The 16,602-nt window shown below is 61.8% G+C and carries 17 protein-coding genes; 10 read left to right on the top strand and 7 right to left on the bottom strand.

Features of this window, described 5'->3' with window-relative positions:
• The first annotated feature begins 66 nt into the window (after positions 1-66).
• Both rho and WFP36_RS07025 read left to right on the top strand, forming a co-directional pair.
• A complete protein-coding gene (rho, locus tag WFP36_RS07020; protein ID WP_054531345.1) occupies positions 67-1,323 on the top strand; it encodes a transcription termination factor Rho in 1,257 nt (418 codons plus the stop codon).
• Between the two features lie 7 nt (positions 1,324-1,330).
• Positions 1,331-1,876: an AAA family ATPase gene (locus tag WFP36_RS07025; RefSeq protein WP_336979147.1), complete on the top strand. Its 546-nt coding sequence runs from the start codon at positions 1,331-1,333 to the stop codon at positions 1,874-1,876.
• On the opposite strand, the gene WFP36_RS07030 is transcribed toward WFP36_RS07025, so the two are convergent.
• On the bottom strand, positions 1,873-2,571 hold the full coding sequence (locus tag WFP36_RS07030; protein WP_336979149.1) for a dienelactone hydrolase family protein: 699 nt from the start codon (positions 2,569-2,571) through the stop codon (positions 1,873-1,875). The genes WFP36_RS07025 and WFP36_RS07030 overlap by 4 nt on opposite strands.
• A gap of 141 nt (positions 2,572-2,712) precedes the next feature.
• Here WFP36_RS07030 and WFP36_RS07035 point away from each other — a divergent pair, with 141 nt between their 5' ends.
• From WFP36_RS07035 to WFP36_RS07060, 6 genes are all read left to right on the top strand, one after another.
• The gene (locus WFP36_RS07035; RefSeq protein WP_336979151.1) at positions 2,713-2,979 is read left to right on the top strand and encodes a DUF6489 family protein; all 267 of its coding nucleotides are present in this window, start codon (positions 2,713-2,715) and stop codon (positions 2,977-2,979) included.
• 56 nt (positions 2,980-3,035) lie between these two features.
• Positions 3,036-4,310 carry a tRNA uridine-5-carboxymethylaminomethyl(34) synthesis GTPase MnmE gene (mnmE, locus tag WFP36_RS07040; RefSeq protein WP_336979153.1) on the top strand — a complete coding sequence of 425 codons (1,275 nt, stop codon included), beginning with the start codon at positions 3,036-3,038 and terminating at the stop codon, positions 4,308-4,310.
• A gap of 76 nt (positions 4,311-4,386) precedes the next feature.
• A complete protein-coding gene (gene mnmG / locus WFP36_RS07045; RefSeq protein ID WP_336979155.1) occupies positions 4,387-6,255 on the top strand; it encodes a tRNA uridine-5-carboxymethylaminomethyl(34) synthesis enzyme MnmG in 1,869 nt (622 codons plus the stop codon).
• Entirely contained in the window at positions 6,252-6,923 is a 672-nt protein-coding gene (rsmG, locus tag WFP36_RS07050) for a 16S rRNA (guanine(527)-N(7))-methyltransferase RsmG (protein ID WP_336979157.1), read from the top strand. The genes mnmG and rsmG overlap by 4 nt, the downstream gene beginning before the upstream one ends.
• A gap of 4 nt (positions 6,924-6,927) precedes the next feature.
• Positions 6,928-7,704, top strand: a complete 777-nt coding sequence (locus tag WFP36_RS07055; RefSeq protein WP_336979159.1) for a ParA family protein — start codon at positions 6,928-6,930, stop codon at positions 7,702-7,704.
• Entirely contained in the window at positions 7,701-8,693 is a 993-nt protein-coding gene (locus WFP36_RS07060) for a ParB/RepB/Spo0J family partition protein (RefSeq protein ID WP_336979161.1), read from the top strand. Before WFP36_RS07055 ends, WFP36_RS07060 begins: the two co-directional genes overlap by 4 nt.
• An 86-nt stretch (positions 8,694-8,779) precedes the next feature.
• Here WFP36_RS07060 and WFP36_RS07065 read toward each other — a convergent pair whose 3' ends face one another.
• Both WFP36_RS07065 and WFP36_RS07070 read right to left on the bottom strand, forming a co-directional pair.
• Entirely contained in the window at positions 8,780-9,568 is a 789-nt protein-coding gene (locus tag WFP36_RS07065; RefSeq protein ID WP_336979162.1) for a glycine zipper 2TM domain-containing protein, read from the bottom strand.
• 130 nt (positions 9,569-9,698) lie between these two features.
• Positions 9,699-10,181, bottom strand: a complete 483-nt coding sequence (locus WFP36_RS07070) for a GAF domain-containing protein (protein ID WP_336979164.1) — start codon at positions 10,179-10,181, stop codon at positions 9,699-9,701.
• A 63-nt stretch (positions 10,182-10,244) separates the two neighbouring features.
• On the opposite strand from WFP36_RS07070, the gene WFP36_RS07075 reads away from it, so the two are divergent.
• Positions 10,245-11,693, top strand: a complete 1,449-nt coding sequence (locus WFP36_RS07075; protein ID WP_336979166.1) for a PQQ-dependent sugar dehydrogenase — start codon at positions 10,245-10,247, stop codon at positions 11,691-11,693.
• Here WFP36_RS07075 and WFP36_RS07080 read toward each other — a convergent pair.
• Together WFP36_RS07080 and WFP36_RS07085 are read right to left on the bottom strand one after the other, a co-directional pair.
• Positions 11,690-12,517 carry a DUF815 domain-containing protein gene (locus WFP36_RS07080; protein WP_336979168.1) on the bottom strand — a complete coding sequence of 276 codons (828 nt, stop codon included), beginning with the start codon at positions 12,515-12,517 and terminating at the stop codon, positions 11,690-11,692. The two genes, WFP36_RS07075 and WFP36_RS07080, sit on opposite strands and share 4 nt — an antisense overlap.
• Positions 12,518-12,528: 11 nt before the next feature.
• Positions 12,529-14,268: an acyl-CoA dehydrogenase gene (locus WFP36_RS07085; protein WP_336979170.1), complete on the bottom strand. Its 1,740-nt coding sequence runs from the start codon at positions 14,266-14,268 to the stop codon at positions 12,529-12,531.
• Positions 14,269-14,496: 228 nt separating this feature from the next.
• Between WFP36_RS07085 and WFP36_RS07090 the strand changes: the two genes are divergently transcribed.
• A complete protein-coding gene (locus WFP36_RS07090; protein WP_336979171.1) occupies positions 14,497-15,438 on the top strand; it encodes an L-threonylcarbamoyladenylate synthase in 942 nt (313 codons plus the stop codon).
• On the opposite strand, the gene WFP36_RS07095 is transcribed toward WFP36_RS07090, so the two are convergent.
• On the bottom strand, positions 15,435-15,764 hold the full coding sequence (locus WFP36_RS07095; RefSeq protein ID WP_336979173.1) for a hypothetical protein: 330 nt from the start codon (positions 15,762-15,764) through the stop codon (positions 15,435-15,437). The genes WFP36_RS07090 and WFP36_RS07095 overlap by 4 nt on opposite strands.
• 56 nt (positions 15,765-15,820) lie before the next feature.
• Positions 15,821-16,579 carry a head GIN domain-containing protein gene (locus WFP36_RS07100; protein ID WP_336979175.1) on the bottom strand — a complete coding sequence of 253 codons (759 nt, stop codon included), beginning with the start codon at positions 16,577-16,579 and terminating at the stop codon, positions 15,821-15,823.
• Positions 16,580-16,602 lie beyond the last annotated feature (23 nt).

A 16,602-nucleotide genomic window follows, 5' to 3' on the forward strand; every position in this document is an offset into this window, starting at 1 on the left:
GGTCCGCTTTCTCCAAGCCCATCAGGCCCGCCGGCTTCCCAACATTTCCCAAGTGGAACCGAGACAATGCATCTGAAAGAACTCAAGAAGAGGACGCCGGCCGAACTGGTCGCCATGGCCGAGGAATATGAGGTCGAAGGCGCGTCCACCATGCGCCGGCAGGACCTGATGTTCGCCATCCTCAAGGAAGTGGCCGAAGACGGGGAGGAAATCCTCGGCGTCGGCACGATCGAAGTGCTGCAGGACGGCTTTGGCTTCCTGCGCAGCCCCGAAGCGAACTATCTCGCTGGTCCCGACGATATTTACGTTTCGCCCAACCAGGTCCGCAAATGGGGCCTGCGCACCGGCGATACGGTGGAAGGCGAAATCCGCGCGCCCAAGGATGGCGAACGCTATTTCGCGCTGACCAAGCTTACCAGCGTCAATTTCGATCATCCCGATGCAGTGCGTCATCGTACAAATTTCGATAACCTTACGCCGCTCTATCCCGATGAGCGGCTTGTGCTCGACACGGTCGACCCTACCGTGAAGGACAAGTCGGCTCGTGTGATCGATCTGATCGCGCCGCAGGGCAAGGGCCAGCGCGCCCTGATCGTGGCGCCGCCGCGCACCGGTAAGACGGTGCTGCTGCAGAACATCGCCAAGGCCATCACTGACAATCACCCGGAAGTCTTCCTGATCGTTCTCCTGGTCGACGAACGTCCGGAAGAAGTGACCGACATGCAGCGTTCGGTGAAGGGCGAGGTGATTTCCTCCACCTTCGACGAACCGGCTTCGCGCCACGTTCAAGTCGCTGAAATGGTTATCGAAAAAGCCAAGCGTCTGGTCGAGCACAAGAAGGATGTCGTCATCCTGCTCGACTCGATCACTCGTCTCGGCCGCGCTTACAACACCGTGGTGCCCAGCTCGGGCAAGGTGCTGACCGGCGGCGTGGACGCCAACGCGCTCCAGCGGCCGAAGCGCTTCTTCGGCGCCGCCCGCAATATCGAGGAAGGCGGTTCGCTTTCCATCATCGCCACTGCGCTGATCGATACCGGCAGCCGCATGGACGAAGTGATCTTCGAAGAATTCAAGGGCACCGGTAACTCGGAAATCGTGCTCGACCGCAAGGTTGCGGACAAGCGCATCTTCCCGGCACTGGATGTCGGAAAGAGCGGCACCCGCAAGGAAGAACTGCTGGTGGGCAAGGACCAGCTCAGCAAGATGTGGGTCCTGCGTCGTATCCTGATGCAGATGGGTACTGTGGATGCGATGGAATTCCTCCTCGACAAGATGAAGGATTCCAAGACCAACGAAGACTTTTTCGCGACGATGAACCAGTAAGGTTCGGATGGCTGCCCGCCCTCCCTTCCGCTCGGTGGTTACCGGCGGACCGGGGGCGGGCAAGTCCACATTGCTCAATGCCGCGGCGGCAGCGGGCATGGCTGTTTCACCCGAAGTCGCCCGGGAAATCCTTCAGGCGCCGGGCGGCATGGAACTGCGTGAGCACAACCCCGTCGGCTTTGCCCAGGCAATGCTGGCGCACGAACTGGCAGCGTTCGAAGATAGTCTTCGTCAAGGTGTGACGGTGCTGTTCGATCGCGGCTTTCCCGACATAGCAGGCTTCCTTGACCTGGAGGGCCTACCTATTCCGCGCGAGCTTGAGCGGATCTGCCGGGATTTGCGTTATGAGGGCCCGATCTTCCGGGCGCCTCCCTGGCGTGAGATTTACGCTCAGGATGCGGAGCGGATTCAGGATTGGGAGGAAGCCGTGGCGAGCGATGCCGCGATCAGTTCCGCTTGGCGCCGTTTCGGCTACCAGTCTATCGATTTGCCCTTCGCACCGGTTGAGGATCGCCTGCGATTTGTCTGCGGAGTGTTGGACAATCGCGCCTAGCCCAGAGCTTTCGCCAGAAAATCCTGTGTCCGCGCATCCGCCAGTTGCGCGCCTTCCTCGTTGCGCCGAGTGCCTGACGTCGCCGCGAAACCGTGGTCCAGCCCTTCATAATCGTACAAAGTCACGCGGGGATGGTGATCGAGAGCCTTGTGCATCGCGGCTTGTGCCTCCGGTCCAACGAAATGGTCAGCCGTGGGAATGTGCAATAGCAGTGGGCGAGCGATGGCGTGGGATTCTTCCAGCATCTGGTCGATCATCACGCCATAATAGCCCACGCTGGCATCCACATCGGTACGGGTCGCTGCCATATAGGCAAGCCTCCCACCAAGGCAGAAACCCACTGCGCCGACCTTCTCCACGCTCAGCTCTGCGCGGATGTATTTCACGCAGGCCTCGATATCCTTCACGCCGTCATCGGCGGAATATCGCATCATGTTGTCGATGGCCTGCTTGAACTCTGCCTCTACATCCGGATCGAGTTCGCTGCCCGGGGCAAAGCGCCAGAACAGGTCGGGCGCGATGGCGAGATAACCTTGTGCTGCCCAGTCTTCGCATTTCTTCACGATTCCGGCATTCACCCCGAAGATTTCAGAGATCACGATTACTACGGCGCGCGGTGAGCCTTCGGGGTGCGCACACCAGGCGGGAATTGCGCCTTCGCCAGCAAGCGCAGGAATGGAGATGTTGGTGGGCATGGGGATGCTCCTCTCTCTGGTCAGGTGCGGCAAGCTATTGTCCGGAGATGGACTTTGCCAGTGCCCTGTGACAGCCTTGTAGCCTGAGGAACAGATCGCCATCTGTTTTAAGAGGCATTTTCGCCTGAGGAGGTTTGCGCGATGAAGGTCCATGTCGAGATCGATTGCACCCCGGAAGAGGCGCGCCGCTTTATGGGATTGCCCGACGTGGAGAAGGCAAACCAAGCCTATATGGATGCGATCACCAAGGCGATGCAGGGCGTGTCGAGCGTCGATCAGTTGCAGGAATATGCCAGGAACCTCGCGCCGATGGGTCAGTTCGGGCTGAAGTTGTTCCAGAACTTCATGGAAAATGGCGCAGCCTTCACTCAGGGTGCCAAGGGCAAAGGCGATAAGTCCGACAATTGAGGGCGCTTGTCGTGAGCGGCTGACGGCGGCGGGCGGATAGGCTAGGCGCTCGGCCCATGGATACGATTTTTGCCCTGTCGAGCGGACAGCCTCCTGCAGGTGTCGCTGTGCTGCGTATCAGTGGCCCGCGTGCAGCAGAAGCTCTGCGCGAACTTGCGGGAAGTCTTCCCGAAGCGCGTCATGCAAGTCTCCGGACATTGCATAACGGATCGGGTGACGTGCTGGATCGTGCGTTGGTTCTGTGGTTTCCAGGTCCAAATACGGCAACGGGAGAAGACCTGGCTGAATTGCACTTGCACGGCGGTCGAGCAGTCATTGCAGCGGTAGAAGCTGCACTCGCCAACCTTTCCGGGCTGCGTCGCGCAGCGCCAGGCGAGTTTACGCGCAGGGCCTTCGCCAATGGCCGCATCGATCTCGCCGAGGCGGAGGGTCTGGCCGATCTGCTCGCTGCCGAGACAGAGCTTCAGCGCCGTGTCGCGCTCGACATGGCGGAAGGGGTGTTTTCCCGGCAGGTGGCTGACTGGCGCGACCGGATATTGATCTGCTCTGCGCAGATTGAAGCTGTGCTGGACTTTGCAGATGAGGATGATGTTGCCTCACTTCCCAGCGAATTCACGGCGGAAATTCTAGGGTTGGCCAATGGCATTCGCGAGGCGCTCGACGCACCCCATGCCGAAACCCTGCGCGAAGGATTTCGCGTGGTTCTCGCAGGCCCACCTAATGCGGGTAAGTCTACCCTTTTCAACGCGTTGGTAGAGAGCGAAGCCGCAATTACGTCGCCCAGTGCCGGGACGACACGCGATGTGCTTGTCCGACCTGTTGCTTTGGGCGGGGTGCCCTTCAGTTTCATCGATACCGCCGGATTGCGCGATGAAGGAGCGGGAGAGATCGAGGCGATCGGTATCGCCCGTGCGCAGGCAGAATTGGAGCGTGCCGATCTCGTTCTCTGGCTTGGATCCGAAGGGCAGGGGCCTCAAGGTGCCTGGGATGTGGAGGCACAGATCGACCTTCCGCACCATGATGCGAAGTCTGCTCCGAGCCATCGGGTCTCCGCCGTAAGTGGAGAAGGGATAGCCTCCCTGAAGCAGGATCTGATCGTGCTCGCGCAGGACGCGATGCCTAGGCCGGGGCAGGCGGCCCTCAGTGCGCGGCAGCGTGGGCTGCTGCGGGATGCGGTTGCGGCGCTTGAAGGTGCTGTCAGCCAGAGCGATCCGCTTTTGATAGCGGAGCAACTCCGATTGGGACGTGTTGCCTTTGACCGCCTGATTGGCCGCGCGGCGACAGAGGATATGCTGGACGCATTGTTTGGCCGCTTCTGTATCGGGAAATAGATCGCACCACTGATGTTTCACGTGAAACATCGCAAGTCTTTGACCGGAGTCGTGGGACGAAGTAACGGGCTGGCTCATGACTCCTTCTGCGGACAGCTTTGATATCGTGGTGGTCGGCGGCGGCCATGCTGGCTGCGAAGCGGCTGCCGTTGCTGCGCGTATGGGTGCGCGGACGGCACTGGTGAGTTTTGATCTCTCGGCCATTGGCGCGATGAGCTGCAACCCCGCGATCGGCGGGCTCGGCAAAGGGCATCTTGTCCGGGAAGTCGATGCCTTTGACGGGCTGATCGGTCGTGCCGCCGATGCTGCGGCGATCCATTATCGCATGCTGAATCGCTCGAAGGGCAGTGCTGTATGGGGTCCGCGAATCCAGGCGGATCGCAAGCTGTTCAAGGCGGCTATCCAGTCAATGATCGCCCAGCACGACAATCTCAGCTGTGTCGCGGGTGAAGCGGCAGAGCTGATAGTCGAGCAGGGCAGGGTAGCTGGTGTCGTGCTGAGTGGTGGGCAACGCCTCCCAGCGCGTGCAGTCATTCTCTGCACTGGTACTTTCCTCGGCGGCACCCTGTTTCGTGGCGAGGAGCGGATCACGGGCGGGCGCATCGGGGAGGCGTCAGCGCAGAGACTGGCAGCGCAGTTGTGGGAAGCGGACCTGCCCATGTCCCGCCTCAAGACCGGAACCCCTCCAAGGCTCGATGGCCGAACGATCGATTGGAGCCGGTTGGAAGAGCAGGTAAGCGATCCCGATCCTTGGACGATGTCTCCTCTAACTTCGACTCGTGCGAATCCTCAGCTCTTCTGCGCGATTACGCGCACGAACGAAAAGAGCCATGACGTCATTCGAACCAATCTGCACCGATCACCGCTTTTCACCGGGGCCATTGATGCGAGAGGCCCTCGCTATTGTCCGTCGATCGAGGACAAGATCCACCGCTTTGCGGACCGCGATGGGCATCAGGTGTTTCTGGAGCCGGAGGGGCTGGACGATCATCTCGTCTATCCCAACGGGATCAGCACTTCGCTGCCGGCGGATGTTCAGCTCGACATGCTCAGGACCATGGAGGGACTTGAAAATGTCGCGATGGAAGTGCCGGGCTATGCGGTGGAATACGACCATGTCGATCCTCGCGCGCTTCATCCTACGCTGGAGCTTCGGGCGATGTCTGGTCTCTATTGCGCCGGACAGATCAATGGCACGACCGGTTATGAGGAAGCTGCGGCTCAAGGCCTTGCTGCAGGGATGTATGCAGCCGCAGCCGTGCTGGGACGCGAAGCCCCTGGGCTCGACCGCGCAAACAGCTACATGGCCGTGATGATCGACGATCTCACGCTCCACGGGGTGAGTGAACCCTACCGCATGCTCACCGCGCGCGCCGAATATCGTCTGCGCCTGCGGGCCAATAATGCGACAACTCGCCTCACTCCACTGGCATTGAAGCTAGGTTGCGTAAGTGAAGAGCGGCGCGAGTGGTTCATGCGGCGCGAGGATGATCGCAGCCTTTGGGATGTCGCGTTGGAGCGGGAGTTGAGTGCGATCGAACTGGCCACTGCCGGATTGCCTGTGCGCGGCGACAGCGGGAGACGATCCTTGCGCGAATGGTTGCGTTTTGGCGGGGTCGCGCTTGAGGGGCTGAGGGCCTGGTTGCCGGATGATCTCGACCTGCAATCGGAGACCGCGTTGGAAATGGCCGAGGACGCTGCCTATGCGCCCTATCTGGCGCGACAGGAAGCGGAGTTGCGCGATCTGCGCGCGAGTGAGTCAGTGCCTCTGGGCGAGGATTTTCCCTTTGTAGCCGTGCCCGGGCTTTCACGTGAAATGGTGGAACGGCTCGAGACCGCGCGCCCTGCCAATCTCTCGGCAGCAGGGCGTATTCCGGGAATTACGCCCGCCGCACTGGCAGCTCTGCTCGTCCACGCGCGCCGCAGAATGGATACCGCCGCATGATTCGCACAGAGGAAGAAGCTCGAGCCTATGTCGCATCCTTCGCGGATGAAGCGGCGATGGCCCGTCTTGACCGGCTTGATGCGCTGCTGCGTGAGGAGAATGATCGGCAGAACCTGATCGCGGCCGCCACTCTGCCAGCAGTCTGGTTGAGGCATATTGCCGACTCCGCGCAACTTCTCGCGCATGTTTCACGTGAAACAGCCAATCCTGGCGTGTGGCTGGATCTGGGAACGGGTGCGGGCTTTCCAGGTCTGGTTATTGCTGTCTTGCGTCCCGAGTGGGATGTCCGTCTGATTGAATCCCGTCGCAAGCGCACTGACTGGCTGGAGCGAGCCCGAATCGAACTCGGTCTTAGACGGTGTCAGGTGGTCGCATCGCGTCTGGAAATGGTCGCAACCGTAGAAGCAGGTGTCATATCTGCGCGCGCATTTGCACCAATGCAGAAACTTATCGATCTTTCCGCACGTTTTTCCACAAACCGGACTCTTTGGCTGTTGCCCAAGGGGCGGTCCGCAGCACAGGATTTGGCTTCTCTGCCCGAATCGACCCGCCATCTGTTTCACGTGGAACAGTCTTGCACCGATCCGGAAGCGGGGATTATCGTCGGCCGGCTCGAACAGGCCGACCACCGAGGTCCGAAGCAGGCCTCAGACACCAAGCGAGGCTAATGCCGTGATTCGTATCGCCATTGCGAACCAGAAGGGCGGGGTGGGCAAGACCACAACCGCAATCAACATGGCGACCGCCATGGCAGCTACGGGCTGGAAAACTCTGCTGATCGACCTCGATCCTCAGGGCAATGCTTCGACCGGTACCGGTATCGATTCCCGGCAACGTACTGTTTCCAGTTATGATGTATTGCTTGGCGAGGCGACCGTCGCTGAAGCGACTGTACCCAGCGCAATTCCAGGTCTGGACGTCATTCCGGCGACAGTCGATCTCAGTGGGGCGGAGATCGAGCTGGTGGATTTCGAAGATCGCGCTGGTCGCTTGCGGCGCGCATTTGCCGGTCATGCGGGGCATGATGTGTGCTTCATCGATTGTCCGCCTTCGCTCGGTCTGTTGACGCTTAACGCGTTGACGGCGGCAGACACCTTGCTTGTGCCGCTGCAGTGCGAGTTCTTTGCGCTCGAAGGGCTCAGCCAGTTGTTGCAGACGGTCGAGAAGGTTCAACAGCTCTTCAATCCCGATCTGGGTATTGTCGGTATTGCACTGACCATGTTCGACCGCCGTAACCGCCTGACTGACCAGGTCGCGGAAGACGTACGGGGGTGCTTGGGCAATCTTGTGTTCGAATCTGTAATTCCGCGCAACGTCCGCTTGTCCGAAGCGCCTAGCCATGGCCTGCCTGCGCTGATCTACGATCACTCCTGCGCCGGCAGCCGCGCTTATATGGCACTGGCCCGTGAATTGATTTCCCGACTGCCCGAAAAGAGGAAAGCGGCATGAGCGACGCAAACGAACCGGTACGTCTGGCTGCTGTATCCGGAAAGCCGGATGCAAAGCGGCGCCTTGGCCGGGGGCTTGGCGCGTTGCTGGGCGAGGTACGCCGGGAAGAACCGCTAGTGGCTCAGGGCCGCGCGCCGAGCGAAGCGGCGAATTCCGATGTGGCCGTGATGGAACGCTCGGAAGCAGTCGCCGCTCCCCGTAGTGGACTGGCCAGCGTGCCGGTGTCGTCGATTTCGCCACATCCCGATCAGCCTCGTCGGCACTTCGACGAGGAGGCGTTGAACGAACTCGCGGCTTCGATTGCCGCTCGGGGTGTTATTCAGCCTGTGATTGTGCGCCCGATCGAGGGTGGATATCAGCTTGTTGCCGGCGAACGGCGTTGGAGAGCCGCCCAGAAGGCCCAACTTCATGAAATTCCAGCACTAATTCGCGAACTTTCCGATCGCGATGTGATGGCCCTTGCGCTGATCGAGAATATTCAGCGCGAGGATCTCAATCCGGTCGAGGAAGCGCGAGCCTATAGCCGCCTGGCGGAACTTGAAGGGCTGACCCAGGCTGAAATTGCCCGACTGGTAGAGAAATCGCGCAGCCATGTGGCGAATCTTCAACGGTTGCTTTCGCTGCCCGAGAGCGTGATCGAGCATCTTGAGGCGGGCCGCCTTACCATGGGACATGCCCGTGCTCTGGTAGGGCACGAGGATGCCGAGGCGCTGGCGGAGCAGGCTGTCAGCAAGAAGCTATCGGTGCGGGATATGGAGCGGCTGGCGCGAAAGCCAGGCAAACCGCGTGAACCGCGTCGGGCAGCGGTCGCCAGTGGTGCCGAAGATGCAGACATTGCCGCCGTGCAGAACCACCTGGAGGAGTTTCTGGGCCTGCCGGTGCGGATCACGACCGACCCGGATCCACGCTCCGGCTCGGTGACGATTCGTTATGCCACGCTCGATCAGCTCGATCTGGTGTGCCAGCGGCTTACCGGGGGTGCGATCTGATTCAGCATTGGATTTGCGCCGGAAAGTTGCGCCAAAAGTGACCTGGATGTCGAAGTCGCGCCGCGCGACTTCGACTCCGAAACAGGTCATTTCGTGGTTTTGACGCTCTTTGTCTTTATCGGAACCGTCTTCACCGGCACGTATTTTGTCTTACTGGGAATGGCGCGCCGGGCGGGTTTCTCCTCGACCCATTCTTCCACGACCTCTTCCTTCGGCTCGCACTTCCAGCCCACAACGGTCGGTACCCACATCACATTCCCACCATGGGCGTAAGGATAGGAACCCTGCGCGCCGCTCTCGTAGCGGACGAGATAATCCTCGCAGAAGTCGCGCGCTTTCTCGTTGTCTTCACTCTTGTCGATCGCGGCCCCGGCGATGGCCCCGGTCGCTGCGCCGATCACGGTCCCCAGCGTGCGATTGCCCTTTCCTGCAATGACATTGCCGGCGACACCGCCCAGAACACCGCCGATCAACGCGCCGCCCACCCCGTTGTCCGAAGCGGCGTAACGCTTGCGGCATTCGTGCAGCCAATCCTCTCGCTCTTGCGCGCCATAGGCAAGGCGCGGCGCGCTGGGCTGAGGTGGGAGACCCGCATTCGGATAAATCATCGGATGGCCCTGCATGGCCATGGGGGCAGGATAGGGCATCGCGCTCATGGGATACATCGTTCCCGGTCCCGAAGTGCCATGAACGGCTTCCCATTCGCCGCCCCAGGTCGCCTGTTCCTCTACTGCCGCGTCAAAGGCCGGATCAATGGGACCTCCCACCACTTCGAGCTGCGGAAGCGTGTAGGGTTCCCCGGCATGAGCGGGAGCAGATGCTAGAACGGAGCTGGCGGCAATGGTGGCAAGAAGGATCGGGCGGCTAAGGCGCATTGGCTGGTTCCCCTGTCAGGCGGGCACATCGTTTTGGGCAAAGCGATGCGCTGCGCGTTAACTGGGAATTTAGCATCGTGGCGCGGGGAACGCCAAAACAGCCTGTCGTGCCTGTCCCGTTTCGGGGCGCTCAGATGCGTGAGGAAAGCAGTTCGGCCAGGCGCTCGATCCCAGCCGCGTCTTCCGCATCGAAACGGGCGGGGAGCGGGCTGTCGAGATCGATCACCGCGATAACGGTGCCATCCCGCAGAACGGGAACCACCAACTCGGACCGGCTTGCCGCGTCGCAGGCGATATGGCCGGGGAAAGCATGGACGTCTTCCACCAACTGAGTGGCGCTGTTCGCGGCGGCGGTGCCGCACACGCCCTGGCCCCACGCGATTCGAATGCAGGCAGGCTTGCCGCAAAAGGGGCCCAGCACAAGTTCGCTGCCGATGGTGCGATAAAAGCCGGCCCAGTTGAGATCGGGCAGGAATTGCCAGATCAATGCGGCGACGTTGGCCATATTGGCAATCGCATCCGGTTCACCCGCGGTGATGGCGTCTGCAGCGGCGAGCAACTCCGCGTGAAGGTCTGCCCGGGAAAGTGTCGGATCTGGCGTGAAATCATACATGGCTTCAGATGTAATACGCTGCCCCGTTGCCGCAAGCCGCTGGACGGCGTATCTCGCTGACCCATGCGCATTCTCAAGAAGATCCTCATCGGATTGCTCGTTGCGGTCGTCTCTCTGGCGATTGCTGGCTATTTCATCCTGCGCGGCGATCCGGCCGAGATTCCGTTCGATCAGGTGACGGGCACGGATCCCAAGCTGGCCGATCCCGATCCGCAGACGATCCCGACAGTCAAGATCGCCAAGCCGGTGGGCTGGAAGGCGGGTGAGGCTCCGGCACCGGCTGACGGATTGAAGGTGTCGCGCTTCGCTGAAGGGCTGGAACATCCACGCACCATGCTTGCGCTCCCCAATGGGGATATTCTTGTGGCCGAATCGAATGCGCCGGCACGCGTCGTCGCTGGTGGCGGGATCACGAATTTCGTGGCGGGCATCCTGTTCAGCCAGGCAGGCGCGGCGATTCCTTCGCCGAACAAGATCGTGCTGCTGCAGGATGCGGATGGCGACGGAGTGGCCGAAGGCAAGACGGTGATCCGCAGCGATCTCGATTCGCCTTCAGGCATGGCCTGGCACGACGGCAAGCTTTATGTCGCCAATCATGACGAAGTGGTGGAGTTCAATTACGAACTCGGCGCCAAGGTGCTCACCGGGGCTCCGAAAAAGCTGATGGACCTGCCGGCCGCCGGCAATCATTGGATGCGCAATCTGCTGCTGAGCGCGGATGGCAAGAAGCTCTATGTAGCGGTCGGTTCCGCTTCCAATATTGCGGAAGGTGGGATTGAAGCGGAGCAAGGCCGTGCGATGATCCATGAACTGGACATCGCTACAGGGCGCTCGCGCCCCTTTGCCGCCGGTTTGCGTAACCCCAACGGGCTCGACTGGAATCCCTGGACCGGTGAATTGTGGACCACCGTGAACGAGCGAGACATGCTCGGTTCGGATCTCGTGCCTGACTACCTCACCAACGTGCCCGTGGGCGCGCAATATGGCTGGCCCTGGTATTACTGGGGCAATGTGATCGACGACCGGGTGGAGGCGCCGATGCCGACTGGCCTTACCGGCTATGTTCGTCGTCCGGAATTCGCGATGGGGCCGCATGTGGCGGCGCTGGGCTTCGTCTTCACGGGCGCGGGCAATCGCATGGGGCCTGAATTCGGGCAGGGCACTTTCGTCGCGCGGCATGGCTCCTGGAACCGCAAGCCTGCTGCCGGCTATGACGTGGTATTTGTGAAGTTCGACGCACGCGGCAATCCCATCGGCAAGCCGGTGTCTGTCCTTACCGGTTTCCTCAACAAGGACGGCACCACCAAGGGGCGCCCGACCTGGGTTGCGTGGGACAAGACCGGCGCCCTGCTGGTAAGCGACGATACGGGCAATATCGTGTGGCGCGTGGTGAAGCCGGGTGCGCCAGCCAATGCGGCACCCAAGCGCAACAAGGGCGAACGCCTGCCGCCGATCAAGGAGCTGCTGGGCGATCCGGCAGCGGCGTTCGAGGAGAACGGCGTCCCTAACTAAATCTGGCGGCCTGCGCGGCCGGCCAGTTCGTTCACATATTGCCAGGCGGTGCGTCCCGAACGGGCGCCGCGCCGCCTGGACCATTCCAGTGCGTCACCCTGTTCGAAGCTGAGGCCGAATTCGCGGCAATAGCCTGCGATGATGGCGAGATAGTCGTCCTGATTGCAATTGTGAAAGCCGAGCGAGAGGCCGAAGCGGTCGGCCAATGCAAGGCTGTCGTCCACCACGTCGCGCGGATTGAGCGGATCGTCCTGTTCGGCCGCATGGCGCGGCACGATCGCGCGGCGATTGGATGTTACGGCAAGGCGGACATTGCCTGGCCGCGCTTCTACGCCGCCTTCCAGCCAGCTGCGGAGGTGGCGCGGCCCGACGGAATCACCCTCGGCAAAGCCGAGATCGTCGATATAGACGAGAAAATTGCGGCTCACCCGGCCGAGTTCACTGAACAGGTCCGAAATGCCCTCCAGCGCGTCGGTTCCCACCTGAACCAGCGCGATGCGACCCGGATGTGCCTGCTGGGCGGCAAGGATCGAGGCGCGCATCAGGGCCGACTTGCCCATGCCGCGCGATCCCCACAACAGCATGTCATGGGCGGCATAGCCCTGTGCCAGTCGCAGCACGTTTTCAGCCACGCGAGCTTTCTGGGCATCGATTCCCTGCAGCAGGTCCAGCCGTGGCGCTTCCAGCCGTTCGACCGGGCGAGCAAAGCCTCCGGTCCAGACATAGGCAGGGCAGGCCAGCCAATCGGTCTGGAGGCGGGGCGGCGGGGCCAACCGCTCAAGCGCGGCGGCGATCCGGGCGAGGGGGTCTCCTTGGTCGGTCATGCGGGCAGGGTTCAGCCTGCCAGCCGCTCCGCGTCAAGGGCATAGAGCAATTCGGCGCCTGCCCGGGCCGAGGCGGCGAGCCCCAGTGTCTCAGGCACAATGCGATCGAGGAAGAAGCGCACCGTCACCGGCTTTGTCGGGGCCGGGACTGCCACCTCGCCCGCCTCGATAGCACGCAACTGGCGCAGCAATTGCCATCCGGCGACAGTGACGGCGCACATGGTGCAGAAGGGCACACTGCCGGCCAGCCTGTCGTCCAGCGTGGCGTCATGCAGCATCCACTCGCCAATCGCCGCGCATTCCTGCGCCAAAGCGGCCAGATTGGGCTCCTCCGCGCTTTCCCGGACAATATCGGCCATCAGGGCAGCGAGCACCGCCCCATTTTCCATCGAGAGCTTTCGGGTAACGAGATCGGCCGCCTGGATGCCGTTCGTGCCTTCATAGATCGGCGGGATACGGGCATCGCGCAGGTGCTGGGCAGCGCCGGTTTCCTCGATATAGCCCATCCCGCCATGGACCTGGATACCAAGGCTGGCGACTTCCACGCCGATGTCGGTGCCCCAGGCCTTGATCAGCGGCACCAGCAGATCGGCGTGGGCTTGTGCGCCGCTATCATCCAAGGTCCCCCGGTCCACTTGCCCGGCAGTGTAATAGAGCAGGGCGCGCGCGCCTTCGGTAAGCGCTTTCATCCGCAGCAGCATGCGGCGAACATCTGGATGTTCGATAATCGGTACTGGCGTGCGGCTGGGAGCGCCAGCGCGGGCAGACTGCACTCGCTCGCGCGCATAGGCCAGGGCTTGCTGTGTCGCCCGCTCTGCGATCTGCACACCCTGATTGCCTACATTGATGCGCGCGGAGTTCATCATCGTGAACATGGCCCGCAGGCCTTCGTTCTCGTGATCAACCAGCTCGCCGATGCATTCGCCATTATCGCCATAGGACATGACGCAGGTCGGCGAAGCGTGGATGCCCAGCTTGTGTTCCAGGCTGACGGCACGCAAATCATTCCGCGCACCCAGCGAGCCATCTTCGCCAACGAGGAATTTGGGCACCAGGAACAGTGAAATACCGCGGCTGCCCTCAGGCGCACCGGGCAATCGCGCCAGGACCAGATGGACGATGTTGTCCGCCAATTCGTGATCGCCCCAGGTAATGAATATCTTCTGGCCGGCAATGCGGTATTTGCCCGCATGCTCGCCATCCTGGATCGGCACTGCAATACTGCGGAGCGCGCCGACATCGCTGCCGGCCTGCGGCTCGGTGAGGTTCATCGTCCCCGGCCATTCACCGCTGATCAGCTTGGGTAGGTATAGCGCGCGTTGCGTCTCGCTGCCGTGCTTTTCCAGTGCCTCGATCGCGCCGACCGTCAGCATGGGCAGCAGGGAGAACGCAAGGTTAGCACTGCCGAGATTTTCCATCACATTGATGGCCAGCGTATAGGGCAGGCCTTGCCCGCCATATTCCGCTGAGCCTGAAATGGCATTCCAGCCCTGCTCGACATAGGCGGCATAGGCTTCCGCGAAGCCCGCAGGGAGGCTGACCTTGCCATCCGCCAGTGTCGCGCCCTGCGTGTCGCCTATCCGGTTGAGCGGCGCCCATTCCCCGGCGGCCAATGCGCCGATACCCTGGACGATAGCCTCGACCATATCGGCCTCGGCAGCGCTGAAGCGTTCATGGGCGGCAAGCTCGGCAATTCCGGCATTGACGGCGATGGCCAGTAGCTGGTCGTCGAGAGCGGGGGCATAAGGCATCTTCGGCTCCCTTCAGGCGCCGCTGGGGCGCTTTGTCTTGGCTTTGTGCTCCTTCACCTATAGCCCCGCAGCAGGAGCGGCAAGGACGCTACGGAAGGGCGGCTTCGCACGCGCGGGCGAATCACTGATGCTGGACATTGGCTTGACCTGCCGAGGGAATCCGCGATTGAACGCATAAACACGGGCGCGCTTCCCGCGCCGGACAGCCAGGGAACCGGCACAGCCATCATGGACCAGAGCGGAACCGAGTTGTTGGTGCCCGATGCCGCGGGAATCGCGCGTGCGGCCGAATTGCTGCGCGCCGGGCGCCTCGTCGCCGTGCCGACCGAGACTGTCTATGGACTCGCCGCCCGCGCGGATTCGGATGCGGCGGTTGCCGCGATCTATCGCGCCAAGGGCCGGCCGGACTTCAATCCGCTGATCGTACATGTCGCGGAATTGGACGTGGCTGAAGGGCTCGCCCATTTCGATAGCAGGGCCCGCGAGTTGGCCGAGCGTTTCTGGCCTGGCCCCCTCACGATGGTTCTGCCGTTGCGGGACGGTGCGTCTGTCGCTCCGGCTGTAACTGCGGGACTGCCGACCATCGCTTTGCGCATGCCGGCACATCCTGCGATGCGCGCCTTGCTCATTGAAACCGGTCTTCCTCTTGCAGCGCCCTCGGCCAACCGCAGTGGTGCGGTAAGCCCGACGGAGGCCGACCACGTCGTTGCCTCGCTGGGCGGCAGGATCGATGCTGTGGTTGACGGCGGAGCCTGTGAACGAGGCCTGGAATCCACCATTGTCGCCCTCAGGGCCGACGGTACATGGCAACTTCTGCGCCCCGGTCCGATTGAGGAATCGCAGATTTCCGCGATTCTTGGGCGACCGCATGACGTCACTTCCGCCAAGGTTGAGGCACCGGGTCAATTGGCCCAGCATTATGCGCCCGGCAAACCGGTACGGCTCGATGTGGAAGTGGGCGAGCCAGACGAGTTCATGATCGGCTACGCGGAGATTGCCGGAGACTGCACCCTCTCGGCGTCGGGCGATCTCGCTGAGGCCGCCGCGCGACTCTATGCGTGCCTGCATATGGGCGCCGCGTCTGAAAAGCCGCGCATCGCCGTCGCGCCGATACCGATGGATGGGATTGGTGCGGCCATTCGGGACAGGCTTGCCCGGGCAGCTGCCTAGCGTTCGGGCTGTGCCGGGAGCGTATGGCTTAGCGAATCGATCTCCAGGGCAATTTCGTCGCGCTTGGTGCAGGCTGTTGTGTTCCCTTCGCCACAAGCCTTGTCCAGCTTGCGCCATTCCCTTTCCAGCTTGCCGAGGCGCTCTTCCTGTTTGCGCAGCTCGCGGCCGCGTTTTTCGTCCGCTTCCGACTGGCTGGTGGTGGCCATGTCCACGGCCTTGCCTGCCACCTTCACCGGAGCCGTGGCCACATCCAGCGCGGCCTTGGCCAGGCAACCGGAAAGGGCAACAGCCAGAAGAGGCAGACAAATATAGCGAACCGGGCCCATAACATGCTCCTCCACCCCCAATTATCCGGGCAGGAAGTTGCCGGGCGATGAATTTGCTATTCGGTGCTTTGCGCAGCGCCGCGTTCGCATCTCAGCGAACCCGAACCCAGGCTTTGTACCTTGCAGGTGGCGCTCCCCCGCACGGTGACATTGCCGGAGCCCATGATCTTCGCCTTGACCGTGCCGTCGGAAGCAAAGCTCGCATCGCCCGATCCGGCGATGGAGATTTCCGCGTTCGCCACTTTCAGTTCCGCAAGATCCGCATCGCCTGACCCGGCTATGGAAAGGTCCAGCACCTTCGCAACGCCCGATGCGCGATAGCTGCCGGAACCTGCGATCTCTGCTTCCAGCGAATCGACGTCGATCCCCAGTGTCTCGATCATGCCTGAGCCGACAATGGTCACTTCGGAAGTTCGGGCAAGATGTTCCGCGAAGATGTTGCCCGATCCGGCGAGTACGAGGCGTTTTGGTGCCGGCATCGTCACGGTCACGGTAGCGCGGTTGTTGTCCTGCATCATAGAGGCGTCACGCATCACCGAAAGCCGGCCGTCCTGCAGCAGGAAACGCATCCGCTCCTTGGCCTGCGTATCCCCTTCCAGTGCGATGGTGAAATCCTCGCCTGGTGTAATTCTGACGATGTCCGGGCCAAGCAGCGCGATTTCTTCCGGCGCCTTGCCCGAAAGGTCCAATTCGGCGAGCGGAACGCCTTTCGTGCCGTTCACGGAGAACTTGGCACCGTCACACCCGGCGACACCTGCTGCCATTGCCATGGCGATGACCGGCCCGACCGATTTGAGGAACTTGTTCAGACGCATGGAACCTACTCCCATTGTGTATT

This window comes from Fulverythrobacter fulvus, assembly GCF_037154085.1.
Lineage (GTDB): Bacteria > Pseudomonadota > Alphaproteobacteria > Sphingomonadales > Sphingomonadaceae > Andeanibacterium > Andeanibacterium fulvum.

What these genes read in the sequence shown, in the direction of transcription:
- rho (WP_054531345.1), top strand. Translation starts at nt 67, where the DNA reads ATGCATCTGAAAGAACTCAAGAAGAGGACGCCGGCCGAACTGGTCGCC.
- WFP36_RS07025 (WP_336979147.1), top strand. Translation starts at nt 1,331, where the DNA reads ATGGCTGCCCGCCCTCCCTTCCGCTCGGTGGTTACCGGCGGACCGGGG.
- WFP36_RS07030 (WP_336979149.1), bottom strand. Translation starts at nt 2,571, where the DNA reads ATGCCCACCAACATCTCCATTCCTGCGCTTGCTGGCGAAGGCGCAATT.
- WFP36_RS07035 (WP_336979151.1), top strand. Translation starts at nt 2,713, where the DNA reads ATGAAGGTCCATGTCGAGATCGATTGCACCCCGGAAGAGGCGCGCCGC.
- mnmE (WP_336979153.1), top strand. Translation starts at nt 3,036, where the DNA reads ATGGATACGATTTTTGCCCTGTCGAGCGGACAGCCTCCTGCAGGTGTC.
- mnmG (WP_336979155.1), top strand. Translation starts at nt 4,387, where the DNA reads ATGACTCCTTCTGCGGACAGCTTTGATATCGTGGTGGTCGGCGGCGGC.
- rsmG (WP_336979157.1), top strand. Translation starts at nt 6,252, where the DNA reads ATGATTCGCACAGAGGAAGAAGCTCGAGCCTATGTCGCATCCTTCGCG.
- WFP36_RS07060 (WP_336979161.1), top strand. Translation starts at nt 7,701, where the DNA reads ATGAGCGACGCAAACGAACCGGTACGTCTGGCTGCTGTATCCGGAAAG.
- WFP36_RS07065 (WP_336979162.1), bottom strand. Translation starts at nt 9,568, where the DNA reads ATGCGCCTTAGCCGCCCGATCCTTCTTGCCACCATTGCCGCCAGCTCC.
- WFP36_RS07070 (WP_336979164.1), bottom strand. Translation starts at nt 10,181, where the DNA reads ATGTATGATTTCACGCCAGATCCGACACTTTCCCGGGCAGACCTTCAC.
- WFP36_RS07075 (WP_336979166.1), top strand. Translation starts at nt 10,245, where the DNA reads ATGCGCATTCTCAAGAAGATCCTCATCGGATTGCTCGTTGCGGTCGTC.
- WFP36_RS07080 (WP_336979168.1), bottom strand. Translation starts at nt 12,517, where the DNA reads ATGACCGACCAAGGAGACCCCCTCGCCCGGATCGCCGCCGCGCTTGAG.
- WFP36_RS07085 (WP_336979170.1), bottom strand. Translation starts at nt 14,268, where the DNA reads ATGCCTTATGCCCCCGCTCTCGACGACCAGCTACTGGCCATCGCCGTC.
- WFP36_RS07090 (WP_336979171.1), top strand. Translation starts at nt 14,497, where the DNA reads ATGGACCAGAGCGGAACCGAGTTGTTGGTGCCCGATGCCGCGGGAATC.
- WFP36_RS07095 (WP_336979173.1), bottom strand. Translation starts at nt 15,764, where the DNA reads ATGGGCCCGGTTCGCTATATTTGTCTGCCTCTTCTGGCTGTTGCCCTT.
- WFP36_RS07100 (WP_336979175.1), bottom strand. Translation starts at nt 16,579, where the DNA reads ATGCGTCTGAACAAGTTCCTCAAATCGGTCGGGCCGGTCATCGCCATG.